The sequence below is a fragment of the Bradyrhizobium sp. S69 genome, from assembly GCF_009766005.1.
Classification (GTDB): Bacteria; Pseudomonadota; Alphaproteobacteria; order Rhizobiales; family Xanthobacteraceae; genus Bradyrhizobium.
In genome coordinates this window covers 113661-140096 of record NZ_LMUK01000060.1, presented here as the reverse complement: position 1 = coordinate 140096, position 26436 = coordinate 113661, and the positions used below count along the sequence as shown (strand labels likewise).

At 62.7% G+C, this 26436-nt stretch carries 24 protein-coding genes; 8 read left to right on the top strand and 16 right to left on the bottom strand.

Going from position 1 to position 26436, the window contains the following annotated elements:
- A partial coding sequence (locus tag GSQ88_RS32380) for a F0F1 ATP synthase subunit delta (protein WP_174248186.1) occupies positions 1-195 on the bottom strand: 195 nt, incomplete at its 3' end.
- Between the two features lie 167 nt (positions 196-362).
- Here GSQ88_RS32380 and GSQ88_RS32375 point away from each other — a divergent pair.
- Positions 363-581: a hypothetical protein gene (locus GSQ88_RS32375; protein WP_159012246.1), complete on the top strand. Its 219-nt coding sequence runs from the start codon at positions 363-365 to the stop codon at positions 579-581.
- Positions 582-838: 257 nt separating this feature from the next.
- Positions 839-1366, top strand: coding sequence for a septal ring lytic transglycosylase RlpA family protein (locus GSQ88_RS32370; protein WP_246785179.1), 528 nt, complete (start codon positions 839-841; stop codon positions 1364-1366).
- Between the two features lie 149 nt (positions 1367-1515).
- Here the strand turns inward: GSQ88_RS32370 and GSQ88_RS32365 are convergent, their stop codons facing one another.
- Entirely contained in the window at positions 1516-3726 is a 2211-nt protein-coding gene (locus GSQ88_RS32365; protein ID WP_159012244.1) for a primosomal protein N', read from the bottom strand.
- Positions 3727-3899: 173 nt separating this feature from the next.
- Between GSQ88_RS32365 and GSQ88_RS32360 the strand changes: the two genes are divergently transcribed.
- On the top strand, positions 3900-4871 hold the full coding sequence (locus GSQ88_RS32360; protein ID WP_159012242.1) for a tyrosine recombinase XerC: 972 nt from the start codon (positions 3900-3902) through the stop codon (positions 4869-4871).
- 106 nt (positions 4872-4977) lie between these two features.
- Complete coding sequence (locus GSQ88_RS32355) at positions 4978-5568, top strand: DUF4337 domain-containing protein (RefSeq protein ID WP_159012241.1); 591 nt, start codon at positions 4978-4980, stop codon at positions 5566-5568.
- 46 nt (positions 5569-5614) lie between these two features.
- On the opposite strand, the gene GSQ88_RS32350 is transcribed toward GSQ88_RS32355, so the two are convergent.
- The 12 genes from GSQ88_RS32350 to GSQ88_RS32295 all read right to left on the bottom strand — a co-directional run bounded on the left by GSQ88_RS32350 (position 5615) and on the right by GSQ88_RS32295 (position 19805).
- Positions 5615-6142 carry a hypothetical protein gene (locus GSQ88_RS32350; RefSeq protein ID WP_159012239.1) on the bottom strand — a complete coding sequence of 176 codons (528 nt, stop codon included), beginning with the start codon at positions 6140-6142 and terminating at the stop codon, positions 5615-5617.
- 40 nt (positions 6143-6182) lie between these two features.
- Positions 6183-7586, bottom strand: coding sequence for a dihydrolipoyl dehydrogenase (lpdA, locus tag GSQ88_RS32345; protein WP_159012237.1), 1404 nt, complete (start codon positions 7584-7586; stop codon positions 6183-6185).
- A gap of 39 nt (positions 7587-7625) precedes the next feature.
- Positions 7626-8375, bottom strand: a complete 750-nt coding sequence (locus tag GSQ88_RS32340; RefSeq protein WP_246785177.1) for an SDR family oxidoreductase — start codon at positions 8373-8375, stop codon at positions 7626-7628.
- 75 nt (positions 8376-8450) lie between these two features.
- Positions 8451-9701 carry a 2-oxoglutarate dehydrogenase complex dihydrolipoyllysine-residue succinyltransferase gene (gene odhB, locus GSQ88_RS32335; RefSeq protein ID WP_159012235.1) on the bottom strand — a complete coding sequence of 417 codons (1251 nt, stop codon included), beginning with the start codon at positions 9699-9701 and terminating at the stop codon, positions 8451-8453.
- 178 nt (positions 9702-9879) lie between these two features.
- The gene (locus tag GSQ88_RS32330; protein WP_159012234.1) at positions 9880-12837 is read right to left on the bottom strand and encodes a 2-oxoglutarate dehydrogenase E1 component; all 2958 of its coding nucleotides are present in this window, start codon (positions 12835-12837) and stop codon (positions 9880-9882) included.
- Positions 12838-12971: 134 nt separating this feature from the next.
- The gene (sucD, locus tag GSQ88_RS32325) at positions 12972-13856 is read right to left on the bottom strand and encodes a succinate--CoA ligase subunit alpha (RefSeq protein ID WP_159012232.1); all 885 of its coding nucleotides are present in this window, start codon (positions 13854-13856) and stop codon (positions 12972-12974) included.
- Between the two features lie 49 nt (positions 13857-13905).
- Positions 13906-14385: a DUF1579 family protein gene (locus tag GSQ88_RS32320; RefSeq protein WP_159012230.1), complete on the bottom strand. Its 480-nt coding sequence runs from the start codon at positions 14383-14385 to the stop codon at positions 13906-13908.
- Between the two features lie 4 nt (positions 14386-14389).
- A complete protein-coding gene (sucC, locus tag GSQ88_RS32315; protein ID WP_159012228.1) occupies positions 14390-15586 on the bottom strand; it encodes an ADP-forming succinate--CoA ligase subunit beta in 1197 nt (398 codons plus the stop codon).
- 210 nt (positions 15587-15796) lie between these two features.
- A complete protein-coding gene (mdh, locus tag GSQ88_RS32310; RefSeq protein ID WP_159012227.1) occupies positions 15797-16765 on the bottom strand; it encodes a malate dehydrogenase in 969 nt (322 codons plus the stop codon).
- Positions 16766-16957: 192 nt separating this feature from the next.
- Positions 16958-18151, bottom strand: coding sequence for a cell division protein ZapE (zapE, locus tag GSQ88_RS32305; RefSeq protein WP_159012225.1), 1194 nt, complete (start codon positions 18149-18151; stop codon positions 16958-16960).
- A gap of 269 nt (positions 18152-18420) precedes the next feature.
- A complete protein-coding gene (thpR, locus tag GSQ88_RS32300; RefSeq protein WP_159012223.1) occupies positions 18421-18957 on the bottom strand; it encodes an RNA 2',3'-cyclic phosphodiesterase in 537 nt (178 codons plus the stop codon).
- A 188-nt stretch (positions 18958-19145) separates the two neighbouring features.
- Complete coding sequence (locus GSQ88_RS32295) at positions 19146-19805, bottom strand: arylesterase (RefSeq protein ID WP_246785206.1); 660 nt, start codon at positions 19803-19805, stop codon at positions 19146-19148.
- A gap of 55 nt (positions 19806-19860) precedes the next feature.
- Between GSQ88_RS32295 and GSQ88_RS32290 the strand changes: the two genes are divergently transcribed.
- From GSQ88_RS32290 to GSQ88_RS32275, 4 genes are all read left to right on the top strand, one after another.
- On the top strand, positions 19861-20595 hold the full coding sequence (locus GSQ88_RS32290; RefSeq protein ID WP_159012220.1) for an ABC transporter ATP-binding protein: 735 nt from the start codon (positions 19861-19863) through the stop codon (positions 20593-20595).
- Positions 20592-23186, top strand: coding sequence for an ABC transporter permease (locus GSQ88_RS32285; RefSeq protein WP_159012218.1), 2595 nt, complete (start codon positions 20592-20594; stop codon positions 23184-23186). The genes GSQ88_RS32290 and GSQ88_RS32285 overlap by 4 nt, the downstream gene beginning before the upstream one ends.
- 317 nt (positions 23187-23503) lie before the next feature.
- Positions 23504-24295, top strand: coding sequence for a Bax inhibitor-1/YccA family protein (locus GSQ88_RS32280; RefSeq protein WP_159012216.1), 792 nt, complete (start codon positions 23504-23506; stop codon positions 24293-24295).
- 116 nt (positions 24296-24411) lie between these two features.
- Positions 24412-24942 (top strand): GNAT family N-acetyltransferase, encoded by a 531-nt coding sequence (locus GSQ88_RS32275; RefSeq protein ID WP_159012214.1) that lies wholly within the window; start codon positions 24412-24414, stop codon positions 24940-24942.
- Between the two features lie 176 nt (positions 24943-25118).
- Here the strand turns inward: GSQ88_RS32275 and GSQ88_RS32270 are convergent, their stop codons facing one another.
- Both GSQ88_RS32270 and GSQ88_RS32265 read right to left on the bottom strand, forming a co-directional pair.
- Complete coding sequence (locus GSQ88_RS32270; RefSeq protein ID WP_159012212.1) at positions 25119-25490, bottom strand: DUF2794 domain-containing protein; 372 nt, start codon at positions 25488-25490, stop codon at positions 25119-25121.
- Between the two features lie 447 nt (positions 25491-25937).
- Positions 25938-26381 (bottom strand): NUDIX hydrolase, encoded by a 444-nt coding sequence (locus tag GSQ88_RS32265; protein WP_159012210.1) that lies wholly within the window; start codon positions 26379-26381, stop codon positions 25938-25940.
- Between the last annotated feature and the right edge of the window lie 55 nt (positions 26382-26436).

Below are 26436 nucleotides of genomic sequence, written 5' to 3'. Positions count from 1 at the left end.
CTTGACCTGCGAACCCGCCGAAAAAACCGGACTGCGAACCAGCCGCTTCAGATCCGCACTGTCGGCCAGCATCGCTGCGAATCGGTCGAGATCGCCTCTCACCGCGTCGATGGATTTCTCATCGCGCGCCAATTCGAACAAAGCCGTCGCATAACGGCCGGACACACCTGAAACGGACGGATCTTCTGCAGCCACAAGCACACTCTATTAGCTGTTAAATTCGCAAGGCAAAAACCGTCGCCAACATGGCGCCCATCCAAGCCCTTGGAATTCAAGCGGGACTTCGATTTCCGACCGGCACGAGTGATACCGGGACCGTTAAAATCGCGGCTTTGCTAACATAGCATAAGCGCAGGTGCAACATGACGCCCACCAAGGGCGATGCGATGTCGCGGCTGCTTTTCGGCATCGCGCCAAGGCCGGTTCTGCTGGCATTTCCCGTCCGGCGATTCGGCCACGAGGTCGGTCACCGCCGCGGCGTCGCCTCGCAGCGAAAAAGCTCCACCCGAAATTGCATAGGCGCCATGAGCGCGGGTCGCGGAACGGAAAGGGCCGATTTGTTCCATTTGGCCATTACTTGAGCAAATCTCCTTCAAATGAACGAAAACTTAAACCTCAAGTAATTATAAGTAATTTGTTGGTTAACAATTCGTTAAAGCGAAAGATTACGGAACATCTATCGATCAGTCTCTCGGGTAACAAGATGTTTCAGTCCGAGACAAATCGGATTTACTGCCTAATTCGTGCCTCATTAGGCCAGCAAACGCCAGCCGACGCCAAATGGAGCGGGGGTTCCACTTGTCACATATGTGGCAATACTATCTTGAGGGACATTTTAATGATCGCATCTACGATGTCGGCGCTGGGAGCTGTAACCCGGTCGCGTACGGCGCTCGCTGTTTTCACCGCAACGATTGTGCTCGGTGGGGGTATTAGCGAAGCCTCAGCCAAGGGTCGCCACCACCACGGCTACCATCACTATCGCCACCACCATCACGCCAGCGCTTCCGAGGGCTCCGCTGGGTCGTCTTCTGAGTCGTCCTGGCGCGATGCCAACGCCTCGATCGCGTCTTCGTCGGGCGGCCACAGCTTCTCGGGCATGGCCTCGTTTTACGGCAATGAATCGGGCAGCAAGACTGCCTCGGGCCAGCGCTTCAATCAGAACGCCATGACCTGCGCCCATCGCTCACTGCCGTTCGGCACCAAGCTTCGGGTCACCCATGGTGGCGCAAGCGTCGTCGTCACCGTCAATGATCGCGGACCCTTTGTTCGTGGCCGCGTGCTCGACCTGTCCACGGGCGCTGCCCGCGCCATCGGGCTGACCGGCGCCGGCGTCGGCCGCGTCACCGCCGAAGTCGTCTCCTAACTTCACGTTCGGTAAGCGTTGCGTGGCGTAACGGCCGCAAGCGTTTTGCGCGCCCGATAAAAGCCTGCCGTCGCCAATGACGGCGGGCTTTTTTTGGGTTTGAAGACTCGCGTCGTCATTGCAATGACGGTTGGTAAGATTTGCCAACTCTACAAAAAACTCTGCGGGTCGACATCGACCTCGAGCTTGAGATTGCCTTTGGTCTTCGGTCCGGCCGCGAGCCATTCGCGCAGATATTCCGACATGTCGACATTGCGCAGCGATTTCACCAGCAGCCGGAAGCGGTAGCGGCCCTTGATGACCGCAAGCGGCGCTTCGGCCGGACCCAGCACCTGGATCCGCTCGTCGATCGGCGCGATCGCCGCCAATTTGCGCGCAAAGCCTTCCGCCGTGGGCCGGTCACCCGCCGAAATGATCAGGCTCGCCAGCCGGCCGAACGGTGGATAGCCGGTTCGTTCGCGGGATTCGATTTCGGTGGCATAGAACGCCTCGCGATCGCAGGCCACCAGCGCTTTCATCACGGGATGCTCGGGCTGATGGGTCTGCAAATAGCCGACGCCGCGGCCCTGATCGCGCCCGGCGCGTCCGATCACCTGGTTGAGCAATTGAAACGTCCGTTCGGCGGCGCGCGGATCGCCGTTGCTGAGGCCCAAATCGGCATCGACCACGCCGACCAGATTGAGCCGCGGGAAATTATGCCCCTTTGCCACCAGTTGCGTGCCGATGATGATGTCGACCCGACCTTCGGCGATCTCGTTCAGTTCCGAGCGCATGGTCTCGATCGAGGTGATCAGATCGCTCGACAGCACCATGGTGCGCGCCTGCGGAAACAACGAAGCGGCTTCTTCCTGCAGCCGCTCGACGCCGGGGCCGACCGCGACCAGCGATTGCTCCGCCGCGCAATGCGGACAGGTTGGCGGACGCGGCATCGAGAAGCCGCAATGATGGCACACCAGCCGCTGGCGGAATCGGTGATCGACCAGCCAGGCATCGCAGATCGTGCAGGCGAACCGGTGCCCGCAGGCCCGGCACAGTGTCAGCGGCGCGTAGCCGCGGCGGTTGAGGAACAACAGCGCCTGCTCGCGCCGTTCAATCGCAATCCCGATCTGTTCGGCAAGCCGCGGTGAGATGAAGCGGCCGCGCGCCGGCGGCTCGCGGCGAAGGTCGATCGCCTCGATGTGCGGCATGTGCTGGCCGCCGAAGCGGGCCGGCAGCACCACGCGTTGATAGCGGCCCTTCCGCGCATTGACCTCCGATTCCACCGACGGTGTTGCCGACGCCAACACGATCGGGATTTTTGCGATATGCGCGCGCACCACCGCCATGTCGCGCGCGTGGTAATGCGCGCCTTCATCCTGCTTGTAGGCTTGATCGTGCTCCTCATCGACGATGATCAGCCCGAGATTGCCGTAAGGCAAAAACAGCGCCGAGCGCGCGCCGACTACGACCGGCGCTTGGCCTGCCGCGATCGCGGCCCAGTTGCGCGCGCGGGTCCGCGGTGTCAGTTCGGAATGCCATTCCAGCGGCCGCACGCCGAAGCGATGGGCGAAGCGATCGAGGAACTGTCCGGTCAGCGCGATCTCCGGCATCAGGATCAGCGTCTGCTTGCCGCGGCGGATCACTTCGGCGATGGCCTCGAAATAGACCTCGGTCTTGCCCGAGCCGGTGACGCCGTCGAGCAGCGCGGTGTGAAAACTGCCGTTTGCCGCCAGCGCCCGCATCGCATCGACCGCGGTGCGTTGCTGGCGCGAGAACTCAGGCTGCGAAAATGAAGGATCGGGCGCCGGTGGCGGCAGCGGCGGCGGCATCGTCTCGACCGTCAGCGTGCCCTCATCGACCAGGCCATCGATCACGCCGGTGCTGACGCCGGCTTCCCGCGCCACTTCCGATTTGCCGTGCAATAATCCGTCCGACAGGCAATCGATCAGCCGCCGCCGCGCCGGCGTCATGCGCCGGGGCGGTTCGCCAACCAGCCGCACGCCCATCCGCATCCGTTCGGGGCCGAGATTCTCCCCCATCCGCAACGTCATCCGCAACACCATCCCGCGCGCGGACAGCGTGTAGTTGGCAACCCAATCGACGAGCGAGCGCAGTTCCGGCTTCAGCGGCGGCACGTCGAGCTTTTCGCTGACGTCTTTCAGGCGATTATGCAGGCGCGGATCGGGATTGGCGTTTTCGGCCCAGACCACCGCGACCACTTCGCGCGGTCCCAGCGGCACGCACACCACGTCGCCCGGCTTGAGTTCCATGCCGCGCGGTACGCGATAGGAATAAGCCTGATTGAGCGCGACCGGCACCAGCACATCGACGACGCCGGTCGATGAGGCCGGTGAAATGCTGGCGCGGATGGAATGGTCCATGAAGAATCAGACTCGAAGGGATGTCGGAACGACGGCCTAACTTAAGACTCAAAGGCGGCCACGACCAGTGTCTGCGATCGCCGTTCCCGCAACTTAGCGAACGGTAAACCAAAGAGGTGCGATATAATCGCAACGGAATCACGTGCTCGTAAGATAGCCCTGAAGAGAGCTCGATGGCCAAACCTGTTCCCGCGGCTCAACCGATCGACATTGCCTGCGCCGCCGACGATCTTATGCGGGAGATCATGCATTGGCTGTCGCATTTGCGCGCCGAGCGACGGCTGTCACCGAAGACGCTCGAGGCCTATGCCCGTGACGTTCGCCAATGCATGGTGTTTCTCGGCGAACACTGGGGCGCCAGCGTGACGCTGTCGCGCTTTGCCGCGATCGAGGCCACCGATATCAGGGCGTTCATGGCGATGCGACGCGCCGACGATATTGGTGGGCGCTCTCTCGCGCGGTCGCTGGCGGGCTTGCGCTCGTTCGGCCGTTTTCTCGAACGGGAAGGCAAGGGCAAGGTCGGCGCGCTGGCCGCGATTCGCGCCCCGAAAATCGGAAAGACCCTGCCGAAACCGATCCAGATGGCGGCGGCCAAACGTTTTACGGATGCCGACGAACGCGCCGGCGAAGACCGCGATCCCTGGATCTGGGCGCGCGACGCCGCGGTGATGGCGCTATTGTACGGATCGGGCCTGCGTATTTCCGAGGCGCTCGGCCTGAAGCGCCGCGAGGTGCCGTTGCCCGGCGCGGGCGATGTGCTGGTCGTGACCGGCAAGGGCAACAAGACCCGCATGGTGCCGGTGCTGCAGAACGTATTGGCGCTGGTTCAGGCTTATGTCGCGGTCTGTCCGCATCCGTTGCCGCCGGAGGGACCGATCTTCGTCGGCGCCCGCGGCGGCCCGCTCAATGCCCGAATCATTCAGCTCACCATGGAACGCTTGCGCGGCGCGCTCGGCCTGCCCGACAGCGCGACGCCGCATGCACTGCGACATTCTTTCGCAACGCACCTATTGAGCCGCGGCGGCGATTTGCGTGCGATCCAGGAACTGCTCGGCCACGCCTCGCTCTCGACCACGCAGATTTATACCGGGATCGACAGCGAGCGGCTGCTCGAAGTCTACCGCACCGCGCATCCGCGGGCCTGAAACCACCGATTTATCAACGGCAAGGAAGCCTCGTCACCGCGCTAGCCCCTTGCGCTAGGCAGGCCGTTCGGTCAATCGTGGCCGATCAGGGCAGCGGGAGGGAATCATGAGCGCGCATGAGAGCATGGAGCAGGCGGACCAAGCTAAGGAAGCCTCGCACGAAAACCGCAACATCGCGCTGTTGATCGCGATAATCGCGCTGTGTTTGGCGCTGTCGGAAACACTCGGCAAGGGCGCGCAGACCGAATCCATCAGCAAGAATGTCGAGGCCTCCAACCTGTGGGCGTTTTTCCAGGCCAAGAGCATTCGCCGCACGACGGTACAAACCGCCGCAGAACAGGCCAAACTCGGTCTCGGCAGCGGAGCCGACGATGCCACCAAGGCGGCGGTGCAAAAGCAGATCGACGACTGGCAGAAGACCGCGGCGCGCTATCGCTCCGAACCCGAGACCAAGGAAGGCTCCGAGCAATTATCCGAACGGGCCAAGCAGGCCGAGGAAGAGCGCGACCTCGCGGAAGCGAAATACCATCATTACGAGCTGGCATCCGCGGCATTCCAGATCGGCATCGTGCTGGCTTCCGCGACCATCATCACCGGCATCATGGCCTTGGCCTGGGTCTCGGGCCTGCTGACGCTGGCAGGCGTCGCGATGACCGCACTTGGCATCTTCGTGCCGCATTTGCTGCACTTGCCGTAAACGACTTAACGTAAAAGACTCGGCGTAAAAGACTTGCCGAAGCGCCCTACCGCGCTTCGTGCACGCGTTTGCGGAAGCGCTGGATCAGCCGCAGCATCCGCGACGACCAGCCCTCGCGATGGCCGCGCAGGGCATCGGTGATTCGCCGCTTGATCGGATCGACCAGCGCATTGGCCCTGGCTCTGAGCGAGAGGATGAACTGGTAGAGCTTCTCGAACCACGCCATCTGCAGCAGCTTCGGCCGCGTGACGTCGAAGATGAAAGCGGTGACGCCGACGCCGAGAAATTTCCCGAAGATGATCGTGACGATCGCGCTGGTCCAGTATTCATGGGAGAGCAGCCAGAAGCCGACCAGCTTCAGCGGAAACAGCGAGACGATCGGCACCACGAATACGATCAGCGTCATCGCCGGCGACAGCGTATCGACACGGTCAGCGAGCCATTGCTTGAAGGCGCGCAGCGGGATCGACGCCACCGCCCTGGCCACGATCGGCTCAAGATGATCCCACAGCCAGGCTTCGATCAGGAAGATGATCGCTAGCAAAACCCAAATCGGCTGGAGCAGGCGGCGCATCGTCACATGTCATCCCCGCCCGGCATCAACCGGGCGTCGGTCACATATGGATGGCGCGTTTGCCGACTGCAAGCGCCGCTTCCTTGATCGCTTCCGAACGGGTCGGATGGGCATGGCAGGTGCGGGCCAGATCCTCGGCCGAACCGCCGAATTCCATCAGCACCGCCGCCTCGTGGATCATTTCGCCGGCCTCGCGGCCGACAATGTGCACGCCCAGCACCCGATCGGTCTTCGCATCTGCGAGAACCTTCACAAAGCCATCCGTAGTCTGGTTGACCTTGGAGCGGCCATTGGCGGTAAACGGAAATTTGCCGACGGTGTAGGCGATTCCGGCCTGCTTCAGCTCTTCCTCGGTCTTGCCGACCGTTGATACTTCCGGCGTGGTATACACAACGCCTGGGATAACGTCGTAGTTCACATGGCCGGCCTGCCCCGCGATGATTTCCGCGCAGGCAACACCTTCGTCTTCCGCTTTATGCGCCAGCATGGGGCCCGCCACGACGTCGCCGATCGCGTACACGCCCTTCACGCTGGTCGAGAAATGCGAATCGATCTGCACGCGACCGCGATTGTCGAGTGCGACACCGGCTTCCTTCAGGCCGAGGCCCTCGGTGTAGGGAACGCGGCCGATACAGACCAGCACCACATCGGCTTCCAGGGTTTCCGGCGCGCCGCCCGCGGCCGGTTCGATCGTCGCAACCAGCGTCTTGCCCGAGCTATCGATGCCGGAGACCTTGGCACCGAGCCTGAAGGCAAAGCCCTGCTTTTCGAGGATGCGCTGGAATTGCTTGGCGACTTCGCCGTCCATGCCGGGCAGGATACGGTCGAGGAATTCCACCACCGTGACCTTGGCGCCAAGCCGGTGCCAGACCGAACCGAGTTCGAGCCCGATCACGCCGGCGCCGACAATGAGCAGGCTCGACGGCACCTTGTCGAGCGACAGCGCGCCGGTCGACGACACGATGCGTTTTTCGTCGATCTCGATGCCTTTCAGCCGCGCGATGTCGGAGCCGGTCGCGATCACGATATTTTTGGTCTCGACGATCTGGGTCTTGCCGTCATTGCCGGACACTTCGATCTTGCCGGCGCCCAGGATCTTGCCCTTGCCGCTGATCACGTCGATCTTGTTTTTCTTCATCAGGAACTCGACGCCCTTGACGTTGCCGTCGATGCCCTGCTGCTTGAAATTCATCATCGAGGGCAAATCGAGTTGTGGCGCGGAAACGCTGACGCCCATCTTGGCGAACGAGTGTCCGGCCTCCTCGAACATTTCCGAGGCATACAACAGCGCCTTCGACGGCATGCATCCGACGTTGAGGCAGGTGCCGCCGAGCGTCGCATTCTTTTCGACCACGGCGACTTTCATGCCGAGCTGTGCCGCGCGGATCGCGCAGACATATCCGCCGGGACCGGTGCCGATAACAACGAGATCATAGGTGGCCATGGTTGAAGTCCTGTAGCTGAAATGTGTGACAGGTATTGGCTAGCGTCCGCCCGACACATCGAGGATGGCGCTGGTCACGTAGGACGCCTCGTCCGACATCAGCCAGACGATGGCGTTGGCGATTTCATCCGCGGTGCCGACGCGCTTCATCGGCACATTGCCGGCGAGGCGATGCGCGCGGTCGGGTTCGCCGCCACTGGCATGAATATCGGTGTCGATCAGGCCGGGCCGGATCCCCGCGACGCGAATGCCCTCACCGGCGACTTCATGACCGAGCCCGACCGTGAACGAATCGATCGCGCCTTTTGAGGCCGCGTAATCGACATAGGTATTGGGCGCCCCTAATCTTGCGGCGACCGACGATAGATTGACGATGACGCCGCCCTTGCCGCCATGGCGCGTCGACATCCGCTTCACAGCCTCGCGTGCGCACAGAATGCTGCCGGTGACATTGACGGCCATCACGCGCTGGATGCGCTCCGCCGACATCTCATCGACCCGCACTCCGCTTTTGCCGACAATGCCGCCATTATTGACCAGCGCGCCGAGCGTGCCGAATTTGTCGGCGGCCTCGAACAGGCTCAGGATATCGCTCTCTTCGGCGACGTCGCATTTCGCCGCGATCGCCTTGCCGTTTTTTGCCTCGATCGCCGATACCACTTCATCGGCCGCGGCCTTGTTGGTGGCATAGCCGACGACGACGCGAAATCCGCGTGCCGCAGCGGCGATCGCGGTAGCGCGGCCGATACCTCGGCTGCCGCCGGTGATGATGACAACTTTGTCGGTCAAATCAGCCCCCATCATACGCACGCATAGTCACCGGGGCGCCGCCAATGCCGCCGCCCCAAAGCTTCGGCAATCCGATCAGAGATCCAGCACCAGCCGTGCCGGATCTTCCAGGCTTTCCTTGACCCGCACCAGGAACGTCACCGCTTCCTTGCCGTCGATCACGCGGTGATCGTAGGACAGCGCCAGATACATCATCGGACGAATCTCGACCTTGCCGGCGACCGCGACGGGGCGATCCTGGATCTTGTGCATGCCGAGAATGGCGGACTGCGGCGCGTTCAGGATCGGCGTCGACATCAGCGAACCGTAGATGCCGCCATTGGTGATGGTGAAGGTACCGCCCTGCATTTCATCGATCTTGAGCTGGCCGTCGCGCGCGCGCCGGCCGAAATCGGCGATGCTCTTCTCGATATCGGCAATCGACTTGCGATCGCAGTCGCGCACCACCGGCACCACGAGACCCTTGTCGGTACCGACGGCGACGCCGACGTGATAATAATTCTTGTAGATCAGATCAGTGCCGTCGATCTCGGCATTCGCGGCCGGAATGTCCTTTAAGGCCTGCACGCAGGCCTTGGTGAAGAAGCCCATAAATCCAAGTTTGCTGCCGTGCTTCTTCTCGAACACGTCCTTGTACTGGGCCCGCATCGCCATGATGTGGCTCATGTCGACCTCGTTGAAGGTCGTGAGCATCGCCGCGGTGTTCTGCACATCCTTGAGGCGGCGGGCGATGGTCTGACGCAGCCGCGTCATCTTCACGCGTTCCTCGCGTGCGGCATCGTCGGCGGGCGAGGGCGCGCGAACCTGCACCGCGGCGGCCGGCTGGTTGACCGGCGTCGGCGCCGAAGCGGCTTTCTCGATCGCGGCGAGCATGTCGCCCTTGGTGACGCGGCCATCCTTGCCCGAACCCGGAACGGTCGAGGCATCGATGCCGCTCTCGGCCGCGATCTTGCGCACCGACGGCGCCAGCGGCGCGTCGGTTGGAGGCGCCTTCGATACTGCCGGAGCGGGCGCTACTGCCGCAGCAGCGGCAGGCGGTGCAGCCGCGGCCTTGGCGGGCGCGGCAGCCGGCTTGGCGGCGGCAGGCGCTCCGCCTTCCGTGATCTGTCCGAGCAGCGCGCCGACCGCGACGGTCTCGCCGTCCTTGGCGGTGATCTCGCCGAGGGTGCCCGCCGATGGTGCCGGCACCTCGATCGTGACCTTGTCGGTCTCGAGCTCGACCAACGGTTCGTCGACCGCAACGGCATCGCCGGCCTTCTTGAACCAGCGGCCGATGGTGGCCTCGGTCACGGATTCGCCGAGTGTCGGAACGCGAATTTCAACCATGATGTCGTTTCCTCTTTGCGTCATGGCCGGGCTCGTCCCGGCCATCCACGCCTTAAAATCAATTTTACTGTGCAAGACTTCGACGTGCAGGACTTCGATGTGCAAGACTTCGATGCCCGGGACATCGAGTGCGAAAACGCGCTTCGCGCTCCCGCCCGGGCATGATGATTTCCAAATGTTAGTTCAGCGCGTCATCCAGCAGAGCCTTGAGCTGCGCCAGATGCTTCGACATCAAACCGGTGGCGGTCGCCGCGGCCGCGGCGCGGCCGGCGTAGCGCGGACGCTTGTTCGGCGCGTTGATCTGGTTCAGCACCCATTCGAGATAGGGCTCGATAAAATGCCACGCGCCCATGTTGCGCGGCTCTTCCTGGCACCACACCACTTCGGCGCTCTTGAAGCGCCCGAGTTCCTGAACCAGCGCCTTCAGCGGCACCGGATAGAGCTGCTCGACGCGCATGATGTAGACATCATCGATGCCGCGTTTTTCGCGCTCGTCGTAAATGTCGTAATAGACCTTGCCCGAGCACAGCACGACGCGGCGGATCTTGTCGTCCGGCACCAGCTTGATCTTCTCATCGGGCTGCATCGCCGCGTCATCGTAGAGGATACGATGGAACGTGGTGTCGGCACCCATCTCGTCGAGCCGCGACACCGCGCGCTTGTGCCGCAGCAGCGACTTCGGCGTCATCAAGATCAGCGGCTTGCGGATTTCGCGATGCAATTGACGCCGCAGCACGTGGAAGAAATTGGCCGGCGTGGTGGCATAAACCACCTGCATGTTGTCTTCGGCGCACATCTGCAGGAAACGCTCGAGCCGCGCGGAAGAATGCTCCGGTCCCTGCCCTTCATAGCCATGCGGCAGCATGCAGACGAGACCCGACATGCGCAGCCATTTGCGCTCGCCCGACGAGATGAACTGGTCGAACAGCACCTGCGCGCCGTTGGCGAAGTCGCCGAACTGCGCTTCCCAGATCGTCAGCGCCGTCGGCTCCGCCAGCGAATAGCCGTACTCGAAACCGAGCACCGCCTCCTCCGACAATAGCGAGTTGATGACTTCGTAGTGCCCCTGATCGCCGCCGAGATGATTGAACGGTGTGTAGCGGCTCTCGTCTTCCTGGTCGATCAGCACCGAATGGCGCTGCGAGAAGGTGCCACGCTCAGAATCCTGGCCCGACAGCCGGACGTGATGGCCTTCCTGCAGCAGCGTGCAGAACGCCAGCCCTTCGCCGGTCGCCCAGTCGATCCCGACACCGGTGTCGATCGCCTTGGCGCGATTTTCCAGAAAACGCTGGATGGTACGGTGAGCCCGGAAGCCATCCGGCACCTTGGTGATCTTGCGGCCGATATCCTTGAGCACCGACAGATCGACGCCGGTGACGCCGCGACGCGGATCTTCTTCCGCATCGGCGGATTTGAAGCCGGCCCATTTGCCGTCGAGCCAGTCCGCCTTGTTGGGCTTGTAGCCGGTGCCGGCTTCAAGCTCGGCATCGAGCCTGGCGCGCCAGTCGGCCTTGGCCTTCTCAACCTCGCCTTCGGTCATCACGCCTTCGGCGATCAGCCGCTTGGCATAAATCTCCAGCGTGGTCGGATGCGACGCGATCTTCTTGTACATCACCGGCTGGGTGAACGCCGGCTCGTCGCCTTCGTTATGGCCATGCCTGCGGTAGCAGAACATGTCGATCACGACGGGCTTGTGGAATTTCTGCCGGAACTCGATCGCAACCTTGGCCGCGAACACCACGGCTTCCGGATCGTCGCCGTTGACGTGGAAGATCGGCGCATCGATCATCTTCGCCACATCGGAAGGATAGGGCGAGGAGCGCGAATAACGCGGGTAGGTCGTGAACCCGATCTGGTTGTTGACGATGAAATGCAGCGAACCGCCGGTGCGGTAGCCCTTCAGGTCGGACAGGCCAAAACATTCGGCGACCACGCCCTGGCCGGCGAACGCTGCGTCGCCGTGCATCAGCAGCGGCAACACCGAAATGCGCTGATCCGGCGGATCGCCGTGCTGATCCTGCTTGGCGCGAACCTTGCCGAGCACCACGGGATCGACGATCTCCAGATGCGAGGGATTGGCGGTCAGCGACAGATGGATCCGGTTGTTGTCGAACTCGCGGTCTGATGACGCGCCGAGATGATATTTGACGTCGCCCGAACCCTCGACCGCGTCGGGATTGGCAGAGCCGCCCTTGAATTCATGAAACAGCGCGCGATGCGGCTTGCCCAGCACCTGCGTCAGGACGTTGAGACGGCCGCGATGCGGCATGCCGACGACGATCTCCTTGATGCCGAGATTGCCGCCACGCTTGATGATCTGCTCCAGCGCCGGGATCAGCGATTCGGCGCCATCGAGACCAAACCGCTTGGTGCCGGTGAATTTGACGTCGCAGAATTTCTCGAAGCCTTCGGACTCGACCAGCTTGTTGAGGATCGCGCGCCGACCCTCGCGGGTAAAGCTGATCTCCTTATCCGGTCCCTCGATGCGCTCCTGGATCCAGGCCTTCTGCGCCGCGTTGGTGATGTGCATGAACTCGACGCCGAGCGTCTGGCAGTAAGTGCGTTCGCAGATCGCGACGATTTCCCGCAAGCTTGCGTATTCCAGCCCGAGCACATGGTCGAGGAAGATCTTGCGGTCGAAATCGGCGTCGACAAAGCCGTAGGAGCGCGGGTCGAGTTCCTCGCGATCGCGCGGCGCCTCGATCCCGAGTGGGTCGAGATTGGCATGGAAATGGCCGCGCATGCGGTAGGCGCGAACCAGCATCAAGGCGCGTACCGAATCGCGGGTGGCCTGGTGGACATCGCCTGCCGATTGTTCCCCGCCCTTGGCCTGTGCCTTGGCGGCAAGCTTGGTGCCGACGGCTTTTTCGACTTGCGCCCAGTTGCCGTCAAGCGCGGAGGTCAGATCGTCGCGCGGCGCCAGCGGCCAATTGTCCCGGCCCCAGGAGGCGCCTTCGGCGTTTTTCCGGACGTCGTCCGGGGTGTCTTTCAGGCTCTTGAAGAATTCCTGCCAATCGGCGTCGACCGAGCCGGGGTCCTGTTCGTAGCGGGCATAGAGATCGTCGATATAGGCGGCGTTGGTGCCCTGCAAAAACGAGGAGAGGGCAAATGCGGCATTCGCGTCCTGGCGAGACATGATGGCGTCCTGGATTTTTTACTTTCGCGCGTAGAAGACGGCGCAATCGCCGATCCGGATACCGGATCAGCGTGTTGGGAGTCGTTTACCCCATATGGGGCGAATCTTCGCCCCCAAAAGAACTAAAAAGTGAATTAGGATTTCAATTTTTCGACAAGAGTCTTTCCGAGCCGCGCGGGGGACGGCGAGACGGTAATTCCGGCGGATTCCATCGCCGCGGTCTTGGAACCGGCGTCGCCCTTGCCACCGGAAATGATCGCGCCGGCGTGCCCCATGCGGCGGCCGGGAGGTGCGGTAACACCGGCAATGAAGCCGACCATCGGCTTCTTGCGGCCGCGCTTGGCCTCGTCTTTCAGGAACTGGGCGGCATCTTCCTCGGCGGAACCGCCGATTTCACCGATCATCACGATCGACGTGGTGTGGGGATCGGCCAAAAACATCTCGAGCATATCGATGAATTCGGTGCCCTTGACCGGATCGCCGCCGATGCCGACCGCGGTGGTCTGGCCGAGGCCCTCCTGGGTGGTCTGGAACACCGCTTCATAGGTCAGGGTGCCCGAACGCGACACGATGCCGACCGAGCCGGGCCTGAAGATGTTCGCCGGCATGATGCCGATCTTGCATTCGCCCGCGGTCATCACGCCCGGGCAGTTCGGCCCGATTAGGCGGGATTTCGATCCGCTCAACGATCTCTTGACCCGCACCATGTCGAGCACCGGAATGCCTTCGGTGATGCAGACGATCAGCGGGATTTCCGCGTCGATGGCTTCGCAGATCGCGTCGGCGGCGCCCGGCGGCGGCACGTAGATCACGGATGCATCGGCGCCGGTCTTTTCGCGCGCTTCCATCACGGTATCGAACACCGGCAGATTGAGATGTTTCGATCCGCCTTTGCCCGGCGAGGTGCCGCCGACCATCTTGGTGCCATAGGCGATCGCCGCCTCGGAATGGAACGTGCCGTTCTTGCCGGTGAAACCCTGGCAGATGACTTTGGTGTTCTTATCGATCAGGATGGGCATGGGTTAAGACTGCTTTCGCGAGACGACCAAGACGGGTTGCGAGACGGGATTAGTGGACACGCCGATACACGCCGGTGAGCACGTCGGCCCATCCTTCCGCGTCGGGCGAGAACTGGATTTTCAGGCTGTAACTGTTGTCGTCGAGGATTTCGTAGACATGGCGCGCGTTGCCGCGCAGCGAGCCACGCACCAGCACCAGCGACTTGCCGCTCCAGCCACCGGACGCCGGCGACGGCGGATAGTAGCCGAGCGAATCGTGCCAGAATAATTTGTAGAGCCGGTCATCGCGATCATAGGTGAACACGCCATGGGTCGCGAAGGTCTCCTGGCCGTCGCGGGTCTGGCGGGTATCCTGGATCAGGTAGAAGCCGTTGAGATCGATACGGGCAACGACATGGGAGGTCGCCGGCCCTCCGGTGGCCCAGCGCGACGGATAGACCATCTCGTCGCCGCTCCATTCGCCCGCGAACACCGCGAGTTTGCGATGCTCCTCAAGCGGTGTTGGCGCGGCGAAATGGTCCTCGGCCATCGGCTCAGCCTCCCTTTACGGCCTTGACGATTTTCTGCGCGGCGTCGTCGAGATCGTCGGCGGACAGCACATTGAGACCGGATTCGCGGATGATCTTCTTGCCGGCATCGACATTGGTGCCTTCCAGCCGAACCACCAGCGGCACTTGGAGGCCGACGTCCTTGACCGCGGCGACCACGCCGTCGGCGATCACGTCGCATTTCATGATGCCGCCGAAGATGTTGACCAGGATACCCTTCACATTGGGATCGGCGGTGATGATCTTGAAGGCGGCGGCGACGCGTTCCTTGGTGGCGCTGCCGCCGACATCGAGGAAATTCGCGGGCGCCATGCCGTAGAGCTTGATGATGTCCATGGTCGCCATGGCCAGCCCGGCGCCGTTGACCATGCAGCCGATGTTGCCGTCGAGCGCCACGTAATTCAGTTCGTATTTCGACGCCTCGATTTCCTTGGCGTCTTCCTCGGTCTCATCGCGCAACGCCACGACTTCGGGATGGCGAAACAGCGAGTTGTCGTCGAACGAAACCTTGGCGTCGAGCACGCGCAGATCGCCCTGCTTGGTGACGACCAGCGGGTTGATTTCAAGCATCGCCATGTCCTTGGCGACGAACGCGGTATAAAGCTGCGCGACCAGTTTCTCCGCCTGCTTGGCGAGATCGCCGGTCAATCCGAGCGCCTTGGCGACGGTGCGGCCGTGATGGTTCATGATGCCGGTTGCCGGATCGACCGAGAAGGTCACGATCTTTTCCGGGCTGTTATGCGCGACGTCCTCGATGTTGACGCCGCCTTCGGTGGAGACCACGAACGAAACTTCGGCGGTCTCACGATCGACCAGGATCGACAGATAAAACTCCTTGTCGATGTCGGAGCCGTCCTCGATGTAGAGCCGGTTGACCTGCTTGCCGTGCGGCCCGGTCTGCACCGTGACCAAGGTCGCGCCCAGCATCTGCTTGGCGAATTCGTTGACTTCGGCGATCGATTTGGCGATCCGCACGCCGCCTTTGTCGCCGGCGGATGCTTCCTTGAACTTACCCTTGCCGCGGCCGCCGGCGTGGATCTGGCTCTTCACCACCCAGACCGGGCCGGGCAGCGTTTTCGCGGCGACGTCGGAGTCGGACGCCCGCAGCACCGGCACGCCCTTGGAGATCGGCACGCCGAATTCATGCAGCAGCGCCTTGGCCTGGTATTCATGGATATTCATTTGGACGCTCTCCGGACCCCTGGTGCGGCGAATTTGGAACTCGCTTCGCATTTCTTCTGGTATACCATATACCAGAAGAAAGCCAAGTCTGAAACGAGAAGCCCCATCCGCTTGGGAATTTCACCGTGTTAGTGCTGCCTGGCTTTCCGGAGCTCGCGTCAGCGCAAGCCCCGGTCTTGGTTATATCTTGGGTGTACGGCCTGCCGCCGATTATTTGCCGAGCAGGTCGGGCGCGATCTTCTTGCAGGCATCGACCAAGCCCTGCACCGCGCCGACCGACTTGTCGAACGCTTCGCGGTCCTTGCCGGCCAGTTCGATCTCGACAATGCGCTCGACGCCCTTTGAACCGATCACGGTGGGCACGCCGACATACATGTCCTTCACGCCATATTCGCCGTTGAGATAGGCCGCGCAGGGCAGCACGCGCTTCTTATCGCGCAGATAGCTCTCGGCCATCATAACCGCCGAGGCGGCCGGCGCGTAGAACGCCGAGCCGGTCTTCAACAAATTGACGATCTCGGCGCCGCCGTTGCGGGTGCGGTCGACGATTTCGTCGATCCGCGCCTGCGAGGTCCAGCCCATCTTGACGAGGTCAGGCAGCGGGATGCCGGCCACCGTGGAATATTTCACCAGCGGCACCATGGTGTCGCCATGGCCGCCGAGCACGAAAGCGGTGACGTCTTCGACCGAGACGTTGAATTCGTCGGCGAGGAAATAACGGAAGCGCGAGGAATCCAGCACACCCGCCATGCCCACCACCTTCTTGTGCGGCATGCCCGAAGCCTTCTGCAGCGCCCAGACCATCGCATCCAGCGGGTTGGTGATGCAGATGACGAAGGCATCGGGCGCGTATTTCTTGATGCCGGCGCCGACCTGCTCCATCACCTTGAGATTGATGCTCAAGAGATCGTCGCGGCTCATGCCCGGCTTGCGCGGCACGCCGGCGGTGACGATGCAGACCTTGGCGCCGTCCAGGGCTTCATAGGAATTGGCGCCGGTAAAATGCGCATCGAACCCGTCCACCGGGGAAGACTGGGCGATATCGAGCGATTTGCCCTGCGGGACGCCCTCTGCGATGTCGAACATCACGACATCGCCGAGCTCCTTCAAACCAATGAGATGAGCCAGCGTTCCGCCGATCTGACCGGAGCCAATCAAGGCAATTTTATCGCGCGCCATGGGAAATCTGTCCTTTTGAACGTCAAGAAGGAGGGAGGAAGGAAGCTGGTTCGCTGTTATCCCTTTCGAATGATACGTTCAAGTCGGGCCATGCTCAATTGTCGGCGCTGCCTTGATTTCGGTCAGGGCGATGCCGGCATCGTCCTTCCGGGATGCGCCTCTTGGCGCAGACCCGAAAATCCCGCAGGCGCATCAAGTCTCCACCAGCCCGGTGCTGGAGCCGCTGGCCATGGAATCCTTATGCCCATGGGGCAGCGCCAGATAGGATTCCGAGCTCATCTCGATCAGCCGCGACGAGGTTCGCTTGAATTCGTTGGCCTCGATGCCTTCGCTCGCCTGATACAGCGACACCGGATCGGCCGCGGCCGACGCCATCAACTTCACGGCATTGTCATAGAGCGTATCGATCAGCGCGATGAACCGCTTGGCGGCATTGCGCTCGGGGTAATCCATCACCGGAATATGGTCGATCAGGATCGTGTGATAATCATGCGCCAGCCGCAAATAGTCGGACGCGGCCAGCGGCTTTTCGCAGATGTCGGCGAAGGCAAACCGCGCCACCCCGTGCGCCGAACACGGCACGTGGAGAATCCGGCCCTTGATCGAAATATCGCGCGGCTTGCAGGGCGCGCTGCCCGTCATCTTTTCCCAGGCCTTGTCGAGCGCGGCATCGGCAGCGCGATCCGCCGGCACCAGCCACATCTTGACGCCGGCGAGTTTCTCCAGCCGGAAATCAGTACGCGCATCGAGCCGTAGCACGTCCATGTGATCCGATATCTGCGCGATGAAAGGCAGGAACAGCGCCCGGTTCAGGCCGCCTTTGTAGAGATCTTCCGGCGCGACATTCGAGGTCGCCACCACCACCGTGCCGAGCTCGAACAGCTTTGAGAACAGCCGCCCGAGGATCATCGCGTCCGCGATGTCGGTGACGTGGAATTCATCGAAGCACAACAGCCAGGCCTGGTCGAAAATCGCAGCCGCGGTCAGCGCCATCACATCGCCATCGGGTAACTCGCCGCGCGCGATGTCCTGACGAAATCCATAAATCCGCTCATGCACCTCGGCCATGAATTCGTGGAAATGGGCGCGGCGCTTGTGCTCGACCGGCGACTGCTGAAAAAACAGGTCCATCAGCATGGTCTTGCCACGCCCGACTTCGCCATGAACGTAGAGGCCGCGCGGCGGCCCTCCGTTCTTGTCGGCGAACAAACGCCCCAGCAAGCCCTGCTTGCGCGCCGGCTTGTAATGCGAAAGCCGCGCCTCAAGATCGGCGAACGCCTCGGCGGCCCGCGCCTGCGCCGCGTCGGGCTCGATCGCGCCGGAGGAAACCAGGGACTGATAGTGGGCCAAGAACGAGGCGGACGAGGTGGGCGGGGTGGACAACATGGCCCACCTTACGGCCCCAGCCGGACAGAAATTGCAAGCCGTGAATTGGTGCAGGGGGTATGCGGGGATCGGCGCTTGGGGCACCGCGCAGGCCTTTCACTAACCGTCATACCCGCGAAAGCGGGTATCCAGTACGCCGCAGCTCTTCGATTTCATCATCAGCGCTCTGGAATACTGGATTATCCGCCGGAGCCTGTCATCGGGCGACGCTTTCGCGTCGACCCGTTGGCGGATGATGACGGTATTGGAGGTGGCCAGCGCCTTTCCCTTCACGCACTCAGCGCGTAGGAATCCTCGACTACATAGGGACCGCCACCGGTGGAGGCCCGGGACGAGAACAGCACGAACCTTGATGCCGTGAACACCCGGGTCGGAAAATATCCGCGCACCGACAGATAGTCCGCGACGTCCTGATTGGAGGCGTCGCGCAACCGCGCCAGGGTCACGTGCGGGGTGAATTTCCGGCCCTCCGGATCGAGCCCCATCCGCTGCATCAGCCGTTCCAGCTCGGCCTGCAGCTCGATCAACGGCCGGCTTGGCACCACCGAGGCCACCACCGCGCGGGGCTTTTTTCCACCGAAACTCGACAGGCCCTGCAGCGCCACCTCGAACGGTTTGCGGTTGACCCGAAACAGCATCGAGGCGATTTCGTTAGCCGAGATGCCGTCGATATCGCCAATGAAGCGCAAGGTGACGTGATAATTTTCGGGGTCGATCCAGCGCGCGCCGGGAAGGCCGCCGCGCAAATTGGAAAGCGTCTGGCCGATCTCGGCCGGGATTTCCAGTCCAGTAAACAGGCGCGGCATCGCACGACTCCCGATGCAGGGGCATGGTCCGAAAACCGTGGAAGCCGCTTTTCGGAAAGATCACACCCTGAAACAAGTCCGGTAACGAATCACCGATGCTGATTTTTACCGTAGTTATGTGACTCTGCGAAGGATGCCGTACAAATCAGACGGTAAAACACCGGGTTAGGGTTATCGGTGCCGCTTTTTCAACTGCGTTGCCCAGCTATCGCGCCGACAAGTGCCTGCACACTGGGCAAAATATTTTTCACGATGACATCGACGCCTTCCGGCGTCGGATGCATGCCATCCGCCTGATTGAGCCTGGCATCGGCCGCGACCCCGTCGAGGAAAAACGGGTACAGCGGCACGCCGAACGCTTGCGCCAGATCGGGATAGATGGCGTTGAAGCGCGCCGAATAATCGCTGCCATAATTCGGCGGCGCCAGCATCCCGCACAACAGAACCGCGATTTTACGCGCCTTCAGCCGGGTCAGGATCTCCGACAGCGCACCGCGCGTCAGCTTGGGATCGATGCCGCGCAAGGCGTCGTTGGCGCCGAGCTCGAGGATGACGGCCTCGGTACCTTCCGGCACCGACCAGTCGAGCCGGTCGCGGCCCCCGGAACTGGTATCGCCGGACACCCCGGCGTTGGTCATGTCGACATCTATCCCCTTGTCTTTCAAAGATTTTTGCAGGCGTTCCGGAAACGCGGCCGAAGCTTGCAAGCCGAGGCCGGCGCTGAGCGAATCGCCCAGCACCACCATCTTGATCGGCCTGGCTCCAGCATGGATCGGCTCTGGCGCCGGGGCTTGAGCCGAGACGCTTTGCGTCGTCATCAAGGCGACCAGCAACACGAGTATGTGCACGAACATCCGCGCCCCACCCTCGACCCCGGCGGGGGAAGTGCCATATGACCGAACCATGGACAGTCTCATCGAACCCTCGTCATTGGCCGGCCTCGAGCCGGACACCATCGCCATCTCGAATGTCAATCTCTCGCTCGGTAGCGGGGCGGCTCGCGTTCATATCCTGAAAGATATCAGCCTGAATGTGGCATCCGGGGAAGCGATCGGGCTGATCGGGCCATCGGGCTCGGGGAAATCCACGCTTCTGATGGTGATGGCGGGACTGGAGCGTCCCGACAGCGGGGAGGTGGTGGTCAACGGCACCGCTTTCAATGCGCTCGACGAAGATGCCCTGGCCCGCTTTCGCGGCCGCCAGGTCGGCATCGTGTTCCAGTCGTTTCATCTGATCCCGACCATGACCGCGCTGGAAAACGTCGCGGTGCCGCTGGAGCTCGCCGGCAATCCCGACGCCTCGGCGCGCGCGGCGAAAGAACTTGCTTCCGTCGGTCTCGGCGACCGCCTGCATCATTATCCCACGCAATTATCCGGCGGCGAGCAGCAGCGCGTCGCGCTGGCCCGGGCTTTGGCACCGGATCCGGCGATCCTGGTGGCGGACGAGCCGACCGGCAATCTCGATGAGACCACCGGCAAGCAGATCGTCGATCTGTTGTTCACCAAGCATGCCGAGCGCGGCATGACCCTGGTGCTGGTGACCCACGATACCTCGCTGGCGCAGCGCTGCGATCGTGTGGTGCGGCTGCGCTCGGGCCGTATCGACACCCAGACCACGGATCGCAAAGCCGCTTCATGAGCATAGCCGCCGAACCCATCCGGGGCGTCGTCCAGGAACCCGCCCCACGCGGCCGTGGAGCTTCGCTTGCGCTGCGCTATGCGTTGCGCGAATTGCGCGGCGGCCTGCGTGGTTTCTACGTTTTCATCGCCTGCATCGCGCTCGGCGTGATGGCGATTGCCGGCGTCGGATCGGTCGCGGCCAGCCTCGGCGAGGGATTGGCGCGCGAGGGCCGCACTTTGCTGGGCGGCGATGTCGCGTTCTCGCTGATCCAGCGCGAGGCCAAGCCGGACGAAATCGCTCTGCTGCGGTCGCGCGGCAAATTGTCGGTGGCGGCGACCCTGCGTGTGATGGCGCGCGCCGGCGACGGCCAGCTCGCACTGGTCGAGCTCAAGGCCGTCGACGACAGCTACCCGATGCTCGGCCAGCTCACGCTCAAGCCGGACATCCCAATGGCCGATCTGTTGGCCGAGCGGGACGGCGCATTCGGCGCGGCGGTCGATCCGACCTTGCTGGCGCGGCTCGGGCTGAAGCTCGGCGACCGCGTCAGCATCGGCACCGCGACCTTTCAGATGCGCAGCGTCGTCGATGCCGAGCCGGACAAGCTCGCCGGCGGATTAGGCTTCGGTCCGCGATTCCTGGTTAGCGAAGCCGCCTTGCGCGCCACCGGGCTGTTGCAGCCCGGCAGCCTGGTGCGCTGGATCTACCGGCTGAAGCTGCCCGACAACGCCGCCAACGATGCCGCGGCGACCGCGCTGATCGATAACGTGCGCGCGGCATTGCCGGAAGCCGGCTGGGAAATCCGCTCGCGCAGCAACGCCTCGCCGCAGCTCGAGCGCACCATCAGCCGCTTCACGCAATTTCTCACGCTGGTCGGCCTCGCCGCTTTATTGGTCGGCGGCGTCGGCGTCGCCAATGCGGTCAAGAGCCATATCGATCGCCGCCGCGACGTCATCGCCGCCTTCAAGGCGCTTGGCGCGACCGGTCGCGACGTGTTCGCGATTTACCTCACGCAAGTGACGGTGCTCGCCGCGGTCGGCTCGCTGATCGGCCTCGTCGCGGGCGCGGCGCTGCCTTTCATCATTGTCGGCGTGTTCGGCAAATTGCTGCCGCTGCCGGTGGTGCCGGCGCTGCATCCGGATGACCTTCTGCTGTCCTTCATCTATGGCCTGCTCACCGCGCTCGCCTTCGGACTATGGCCGCTCGGCCGGGTCCACGATGTGCCGGTGGCGGCCTTGTTTCGCGACATCGCGACCAGCGAGGGACGCCGCCCGCGCTGGCGTTATTTGGCGCTGATGGCGGTGGTGATTGCGCTCCTGATCGCGGTGGCGGTCGGGCTGGCCTATGACAAACGGGTTGCCGCGGTGTTCGTGGCATCCTCGGTCGTGGTGTTCGCGGTGCTGCGCGGCATCGCCGCCGCCTTGATGGCGCTGGCGCGGCGGTTGCCCAGAGCCAGCGCGACCATGCTGCGGCTGGCCATCACCAATATCTACCGGCCGGGCGCATTGACGCCGTCGGTCGTATTGTCGCTCGGCCTCGGATTGACGGTGCTGGTCACCATCACGCAGATCGACGGAAACCTGCGGCGGCAATTCCTGGCGGCGCTGCCGGACCGCGCGCCGTCATTTTATTTCATCGACATTCCGGCCAACGATGCCGACCGCTTCGGCGCGTTCCTCAAACAGACCGCGCCGGGCTCGACCATCGAGGACGTGCCGATGCTGCGCGGCCGCATCGTCTCCGCCCATGGCGTCCAGGCGGAAGACTTGAAACCCTCCACCGATTCGGAATGGGTGCTGCAGAGCGACCGCGGCCTGACCTATACCGGCGAGATCCCGAAGGGTTCGAAAATCGTCGAGGGAGAATGGTGGGGCGCGAACTATAGCGGTCCCCCGCTGGTCTCGATCGAGAAGAAGATCGCCGACGGGCTCGGCCTCAAGCTCGGCGATCCCATCGTCGTCAATGTGCTGGGACGCGATATCACGGCCACCATCGGCAACATGCGCAGCGTGGACTGGCAGAGCCTCGGGATCAATTTCGTGCTGGTGTTCTCGCCCAACGCCTTCAAGGGCGCGCCCCACACCCATGTCGCGACCTTGACCGAGACCCATCCGGATCCGTCGGACGACGCCCGGATTATCAAGTCGGTCGCCGATGCGTTTCCGACGGTGACCAGCGTGCGGGTTCGGGAGGCGCTGGAAACCATCGGCGCGGTGGTGACGAATCTGGCACTGGCGATCCGCGGCGCCAGCGCGGTTACCCTGATCTCCGCCATCCTGGTGCTGGGCGGCGCGCTCGCCGCCGGCCATCGCCATCGGGTCTATGACGCCGTCATTCTCAAGACCCTCGGCGCCACCCGCGCGCGGCTGCTTGGCGCCTATGCGCTGGAGTATCTGATGATCGGGTTTGCCACCGCCGTTTTCGGCGTGATCGCGGGCTCGATCGCGGCCTGGCTGATCGTGACCCGCCTCATGACGCTGAGTTTCGTCTGGCAGGCCGGCAGCGCCACCGGCGTGGTGGCGGCGGCGCTGATCGTCACGGTGGGACTGGGGCTTGCCGGCACGCTGCTCGCCCTCAACCAGAAGCCCGCCACCGTGCTGCGCAATTTATGATAAATTGAAGCAGCCCGCCGCTGGGTCGCGGGCTGCTTGCCAAGGATCTTGCCAAGGGCACCGAAGGCTCTCGCGCGCTACTTGCGAGTGCCTTGCAAAGGTACCGCGCACCATACCCTTAATCGTCGATGCGGAGCGACATTCAGCCGCGCGTGGAAGCTTGCAGCGAATGTGCTAGTTTCCCACATATCAGCTTGGGTCAGAAACCGGTTTGATGACAAAAAAGTAATGTCTGCAAACTCTGGTATCTGGGATAGATTTGTAACCGACGCCGCAAACCCTTTGCGCTTCGCCGGACAACCAACGGGAATTCGACCATGTCGGACCTTGACCGCAATTATACTTCTCCCTTCGGCCGGGCCGCCGGGCGCGCTGACGCCGCGACCGTCGATGCCGGTCTGCGCGCCTACATGCTGCGCATCTACAATTACATGACCATCGGCCTCGCCATCACCGGCCTCGCCGCGCTCGGCGTTTATATGGCGGCGGTGACCACCGATCCGGCCGGCGCTGCCGCGAAGATCGGCAACGCGTTCCTGACGCCGTTCGGTTACGCGATGTTCGTGAGCCCGCTGAAGTGGCTGTTCATGCTGGCGCCGCTGGCCATGGTGTTCGTGATCTCGGCCGGCATCAACCGGCTCAGGCCGGCCACCGCCCAGATGCTGTTCTGGGTGTTCTCGGCGCTGATGGGCGTTTCGCTGTCGTCGATCTTCCTGGTGTACACGCACACCTCGATCGTGCGGGTGTTCTTCATCACCGCGGCCTCGTTCGGCGCGCTCAGCCTCTACGGCTACACCACCAAGCGTGACATGAGCGGGATCGGCTCATTCCTGATCATGGGCCTGTTCGGCATCATCATCGCCAGCGTGGTCAATATCTTCGTCGCCAGCACGATGCTGCAGTTCCTGGTGTCGGTGGTCGGCGTGCTGGTGTTCGCGGGCCTTACCGCCTACGACACCCAGCGGCTGAAGAACGATTACATCTACGGCTATGCCTCGCAGGGCGGTGACGTGGCGGAGCGTGCGGCCATCACCGGTGCGCTGTCGCTCTATTTGAACTTCATCAACCTGTTCACGCTGCTGCTGCAATTGCTCGGTCAGCGCGACTGATCACCTCCGCCTCGCGCGGATCAATTCAAGCCCCGGCCTAACCGCCGGGGCTTTTCTTTTGCGCGAAGCAAAAATAGTCTGTCGCCATGCCTTCTCCCGAAACGTCTGCTCCCGAAATGTCCGCTCCCGAAATCAGGCCCGCCATCGAGGCCGACCTCGCCGCCATTACCGGGATTTACGAACACGCGGTCCGCCATGGCACCGCGACGTTTGAATTGACCCCGCCGGATCTGGCCGAGATGACGCGGCGCTTCAAGGCGCTGACCGACGGCGAGTTTCCCTATTTCGTCGCAGCGCTCGACGGCCGCGTGATCGGATACGCCTATGCCGGGCCCTACCGGCCGCGGCCGGCCTATCGCTTCACCGTGGAGAATTCGGTCTATCTGGAGCCTGCGATCCACCGGCGCGGCATCGGCCTGCAATTGCTGCGGCGGCTGATCACCGAATGCGAGGCGCGCGGCTATCGGCAGATGATCGCGGTGATCGGCGATTCCGCCAATGCCGGATCGATCGGCGTGCATACCAAATGCGGATTCCAGATGATCGGAACCCATCCCAATGTCGGTTTCAAGTTCGGCCGCTGGCTCGACACGGTGATGATGCAGCTCGCACTCGGCGACGGCGCCACGACGGTGCCGGCTCCGTAGCCCGGATTCAAAATCTCGAAAACAACCCCATGCAAAGTAGAAGACCGTGCCGGCGGATGCTTGAATCGTAGGGTTGGCAAAGCGAAGCGTGCCCACCATTCACGATGCCAATCTACGTGGTGGGCACGGCGCCAAGTGCGCCTTTGCCCACCCTACGATTCAAGAACTAACACCCGCTAAACCACCGCCAGCTTGCGGTCGATCACCAGAAGCACGCGATCGAGCTCGTGGCCGCGGCGCAGGATCAGCCCGGTCGCCGAGATCACGCTGTACATGCCCTGCTTGCGCGCCAGCCGCGGATCTTTTTCGATGCGATAGATCGGCACTTCGGAAGCGCGGCGAAACACCGAGAACACCGCGCGGTCTTTCAGGAAATCGATCGCATAGTCGCGCCACTCGCCATCGGCGACCATGCGGCCATACAGGTTCAGGATACGACTGAGTTCGAGGCGGTTGAACGTCACCCGGCTCGGTAACGGCCCCGCAGCGGTATTGCGCGCCGCCGCGCGGTTCTCGCTTGGATCGGCATCCTCCGACATCGAGCTCATGCTGCATCTCCTGTCATATCGCCGACATGATCGCGCCGACCGGCCGCCGCTGCAAGAGGTCCGTGTCAATGGAGGCAGGATTCGGGAGGCAGAATTCGGGAGCCGGAATTCGCGCAAGGTCCGGTCGCCGGCGGATTGGGGTTTCCGGCCGGAAATGCGTCGTCACGGGATCGTTAGCGGAATCATAATACCGCCCAAATTCCGCCCAGTGCCCGCCGTGCTGGATTGCGAGAAGATACTCCTGCGTTGACCCGGTCCTTTCGGTTCCGGATTCCTCAGCCCCCAGCCCCCCGGGGTCGTCAGGATCGGGTCTGTTCGCAGGAGATAGTTTATCCCCATACTGGGCCAACGCGAGTTGGTCCTTTTTCTTTTGGGGGCAAGATTCTTTTTGGGGCGAGGCGGACGTGTTTCGAGATGTCCCCGCTGCCGCCTCGGCGGCCCACGAACTTAATCGCGACGATGGGCGGACTTGCCGCAGAGCTGCTTGTGCAGGGGCAGCACGTAGTCATCCGTAAGCGGCGCAATCGGGAAGTCACGCGGAGCATCGGGTTCGAGCCAGATCGCCTGTTCGATTTCAGCCGCCGGTTGTACCGCTTGATCGCATTCGACCATGAACAGCGCCGCATCGACCATGACGCCGGCTTCATTGGCGGCCGGCGCCAAAAATTGCCCGAGCGGCACCAGCGACTGGATGTCGACGGAAATTCCGAGTTCTTCTTTCAGCTCCCGCACCAGCGCCGATTGGACAGTTTCGCCGGCATCGATCCTGCCACCCGGTTGCATGAAAATTGTCGTGTGACGCTTCCTGACCAAAAGCGTGCGTCCGTCGGCGCGGACCAGCATGGCGGCAGCGATCCTCAACACCGGCGGATCGATTTCTGGCGTCGGCATCAAAAATTCTCGAAATGAAAAAGGGAAAAGCCAGCGCTGAAATTATCACGCTTCG

Bases quoted from the DNA above. Each gene is read 5' to 3' on its own strand.
- GSQ88_RS32280 (WP_159012216.1), top strand. From the start codon at position 23,504: ATGTCGGACCTTGACCGCAATTATACTTCTCCCTTCGGCCGGGCCGCC.
- sucC (WP_159012228.1), bottom strand. From the start codon at position 15,586: ATGAATATCCATGAATACCAGGCCAAGGCGCTGCTGCATGAATTCGGC.
- GSQ88_RS32365 (WP_159012244.1), bottom strand. From the start codon at position 3,726: ATGGACCATTCCATCCGCGCCAGCATTTCACCGGCCTCATCGACCGGC.
- GSQ88_RS32290 (WP_159012220.1), top strand. From the start codon at position 19,861: ATGGACAGTCTCATCGAACCCTCGTCATTGGCCGGCCTCGAGCCGGAC.
- mdh (WP_159012227.1), bottom strand. From the start codon at position 16,765: ATGGCGCGCGATAAAATTGCCTTGATTGGCTCCGGTCAGATCGGCGGA.
- sucD (WP_159012232.1), bottom strand. From the start codon at position 13,856: ATGCCCATCCTGATCGATAAGAACACCAAAGTCATCTGCCAGGGTTTC.
- GSQ88_RS32360 (WP_159012242.1), top strand. From the start codon at position 3,900: ATGGCCAAACCTGTTCCCGCGGCTCAACCGATCGACATTGCCTGCGCC.
- GSQ88_RS32285 (WP_159012218.1), top strand. From the start codon at position 20,592: ATGAGCATAGCCGCCGAACCCATCCGGGGCGTCGTCCAGGAACCCGCC.
- GSQ88_RS32350 (WP_159012239.1), bottom strand. From the start codon at position 6,142: ATGCGCCGCCTGCTCCAGCCGATTTGGGTTTTGCTAGCGATCATCTTC.
- GSQ88_RS32370 (WP_246785179.1), top strand. From the start codon at position 839: ATGATCGCATCTACGATGTCGGCGCTGGGAGCTGTAACCCGGTCGCGT.
- odhB (WP_159012235.1), bottom strand. From the start codon at position 9,701: ATGGTTGAAATTCGCGTTCCGACACTCGGCGAATCCGTGACCGAGGCC.
- GSQ88_RS32355 (WP_159012241.1), top strand. From the start codon at position 4,978: ATGAGCGCGCATGAGAGCATGGAGCAGGCGGACCAAGCTAAGGAAGCC.
- zapE (WP_159012225.1), bottom strand. From the start codon at position 18,151: ATGTTGTCCACCCCGCCCACCTCGTCCGCCTCGTTCTTGGCCCACTAT.
- lpdA (WP_159012237.1), bottom strand. From the start codon at position 7,586: ATGGCCACCTATGATCTCGTTGTTATCGGCACCGGTCCCGGCGGATAT.
- GSQ88_RS32375 (WP_159012246.1), top strand. From the start codon at position 363: ATGACGCCCACCAAGGGCGATGCGATGTCGCGGCTGCTTTTCGGCATC.
- GSQ88_RS32270 (WP_159012212.1), bottom strand. From the start codon at position 25,490: ATGAGCTCGATGTCGGAGGATGCCGATCCAAGCGAGAACCGCGCGGCG.
- GSQ88_RS32275 (WP_159012214.1), top strand. From the start codon at position 24,412: ATGTCCGCTCCCGAAATCAGGCCCGCCATCGAGGCCGACCTCGCCGCC.
- thpR (WP_159012223.1), bottom strand. From the start codon at position 18,957: ATGCCGCGCCTGTTTACTGGACTGGAAATCCCGGCCGAGATCGGCCAG.
- GSQ88_RS32265 (WP_159012210.1), bottom strand. From the start codon at position 26,381: ATGCCGACGCCAGAAATCGATCCGCCGGTGTTGAGGATCGCTGCCGCC.
- GSQ88_RS32320 (WP_159012230.1), bottom strand. From the start codon at position 14,385: ATGGCCGAGGACCATTTCGCCGCGCCAACACCGCTTGAGGAGCATCGC.
- GSQ88_RS32330 (WP_159012234.1), bottom strand. From the start codon at position 12,837: ATGTCTCGCCAGGACGCGAATGCCGCATTTGCCCTCTCCTCGTTTTTG.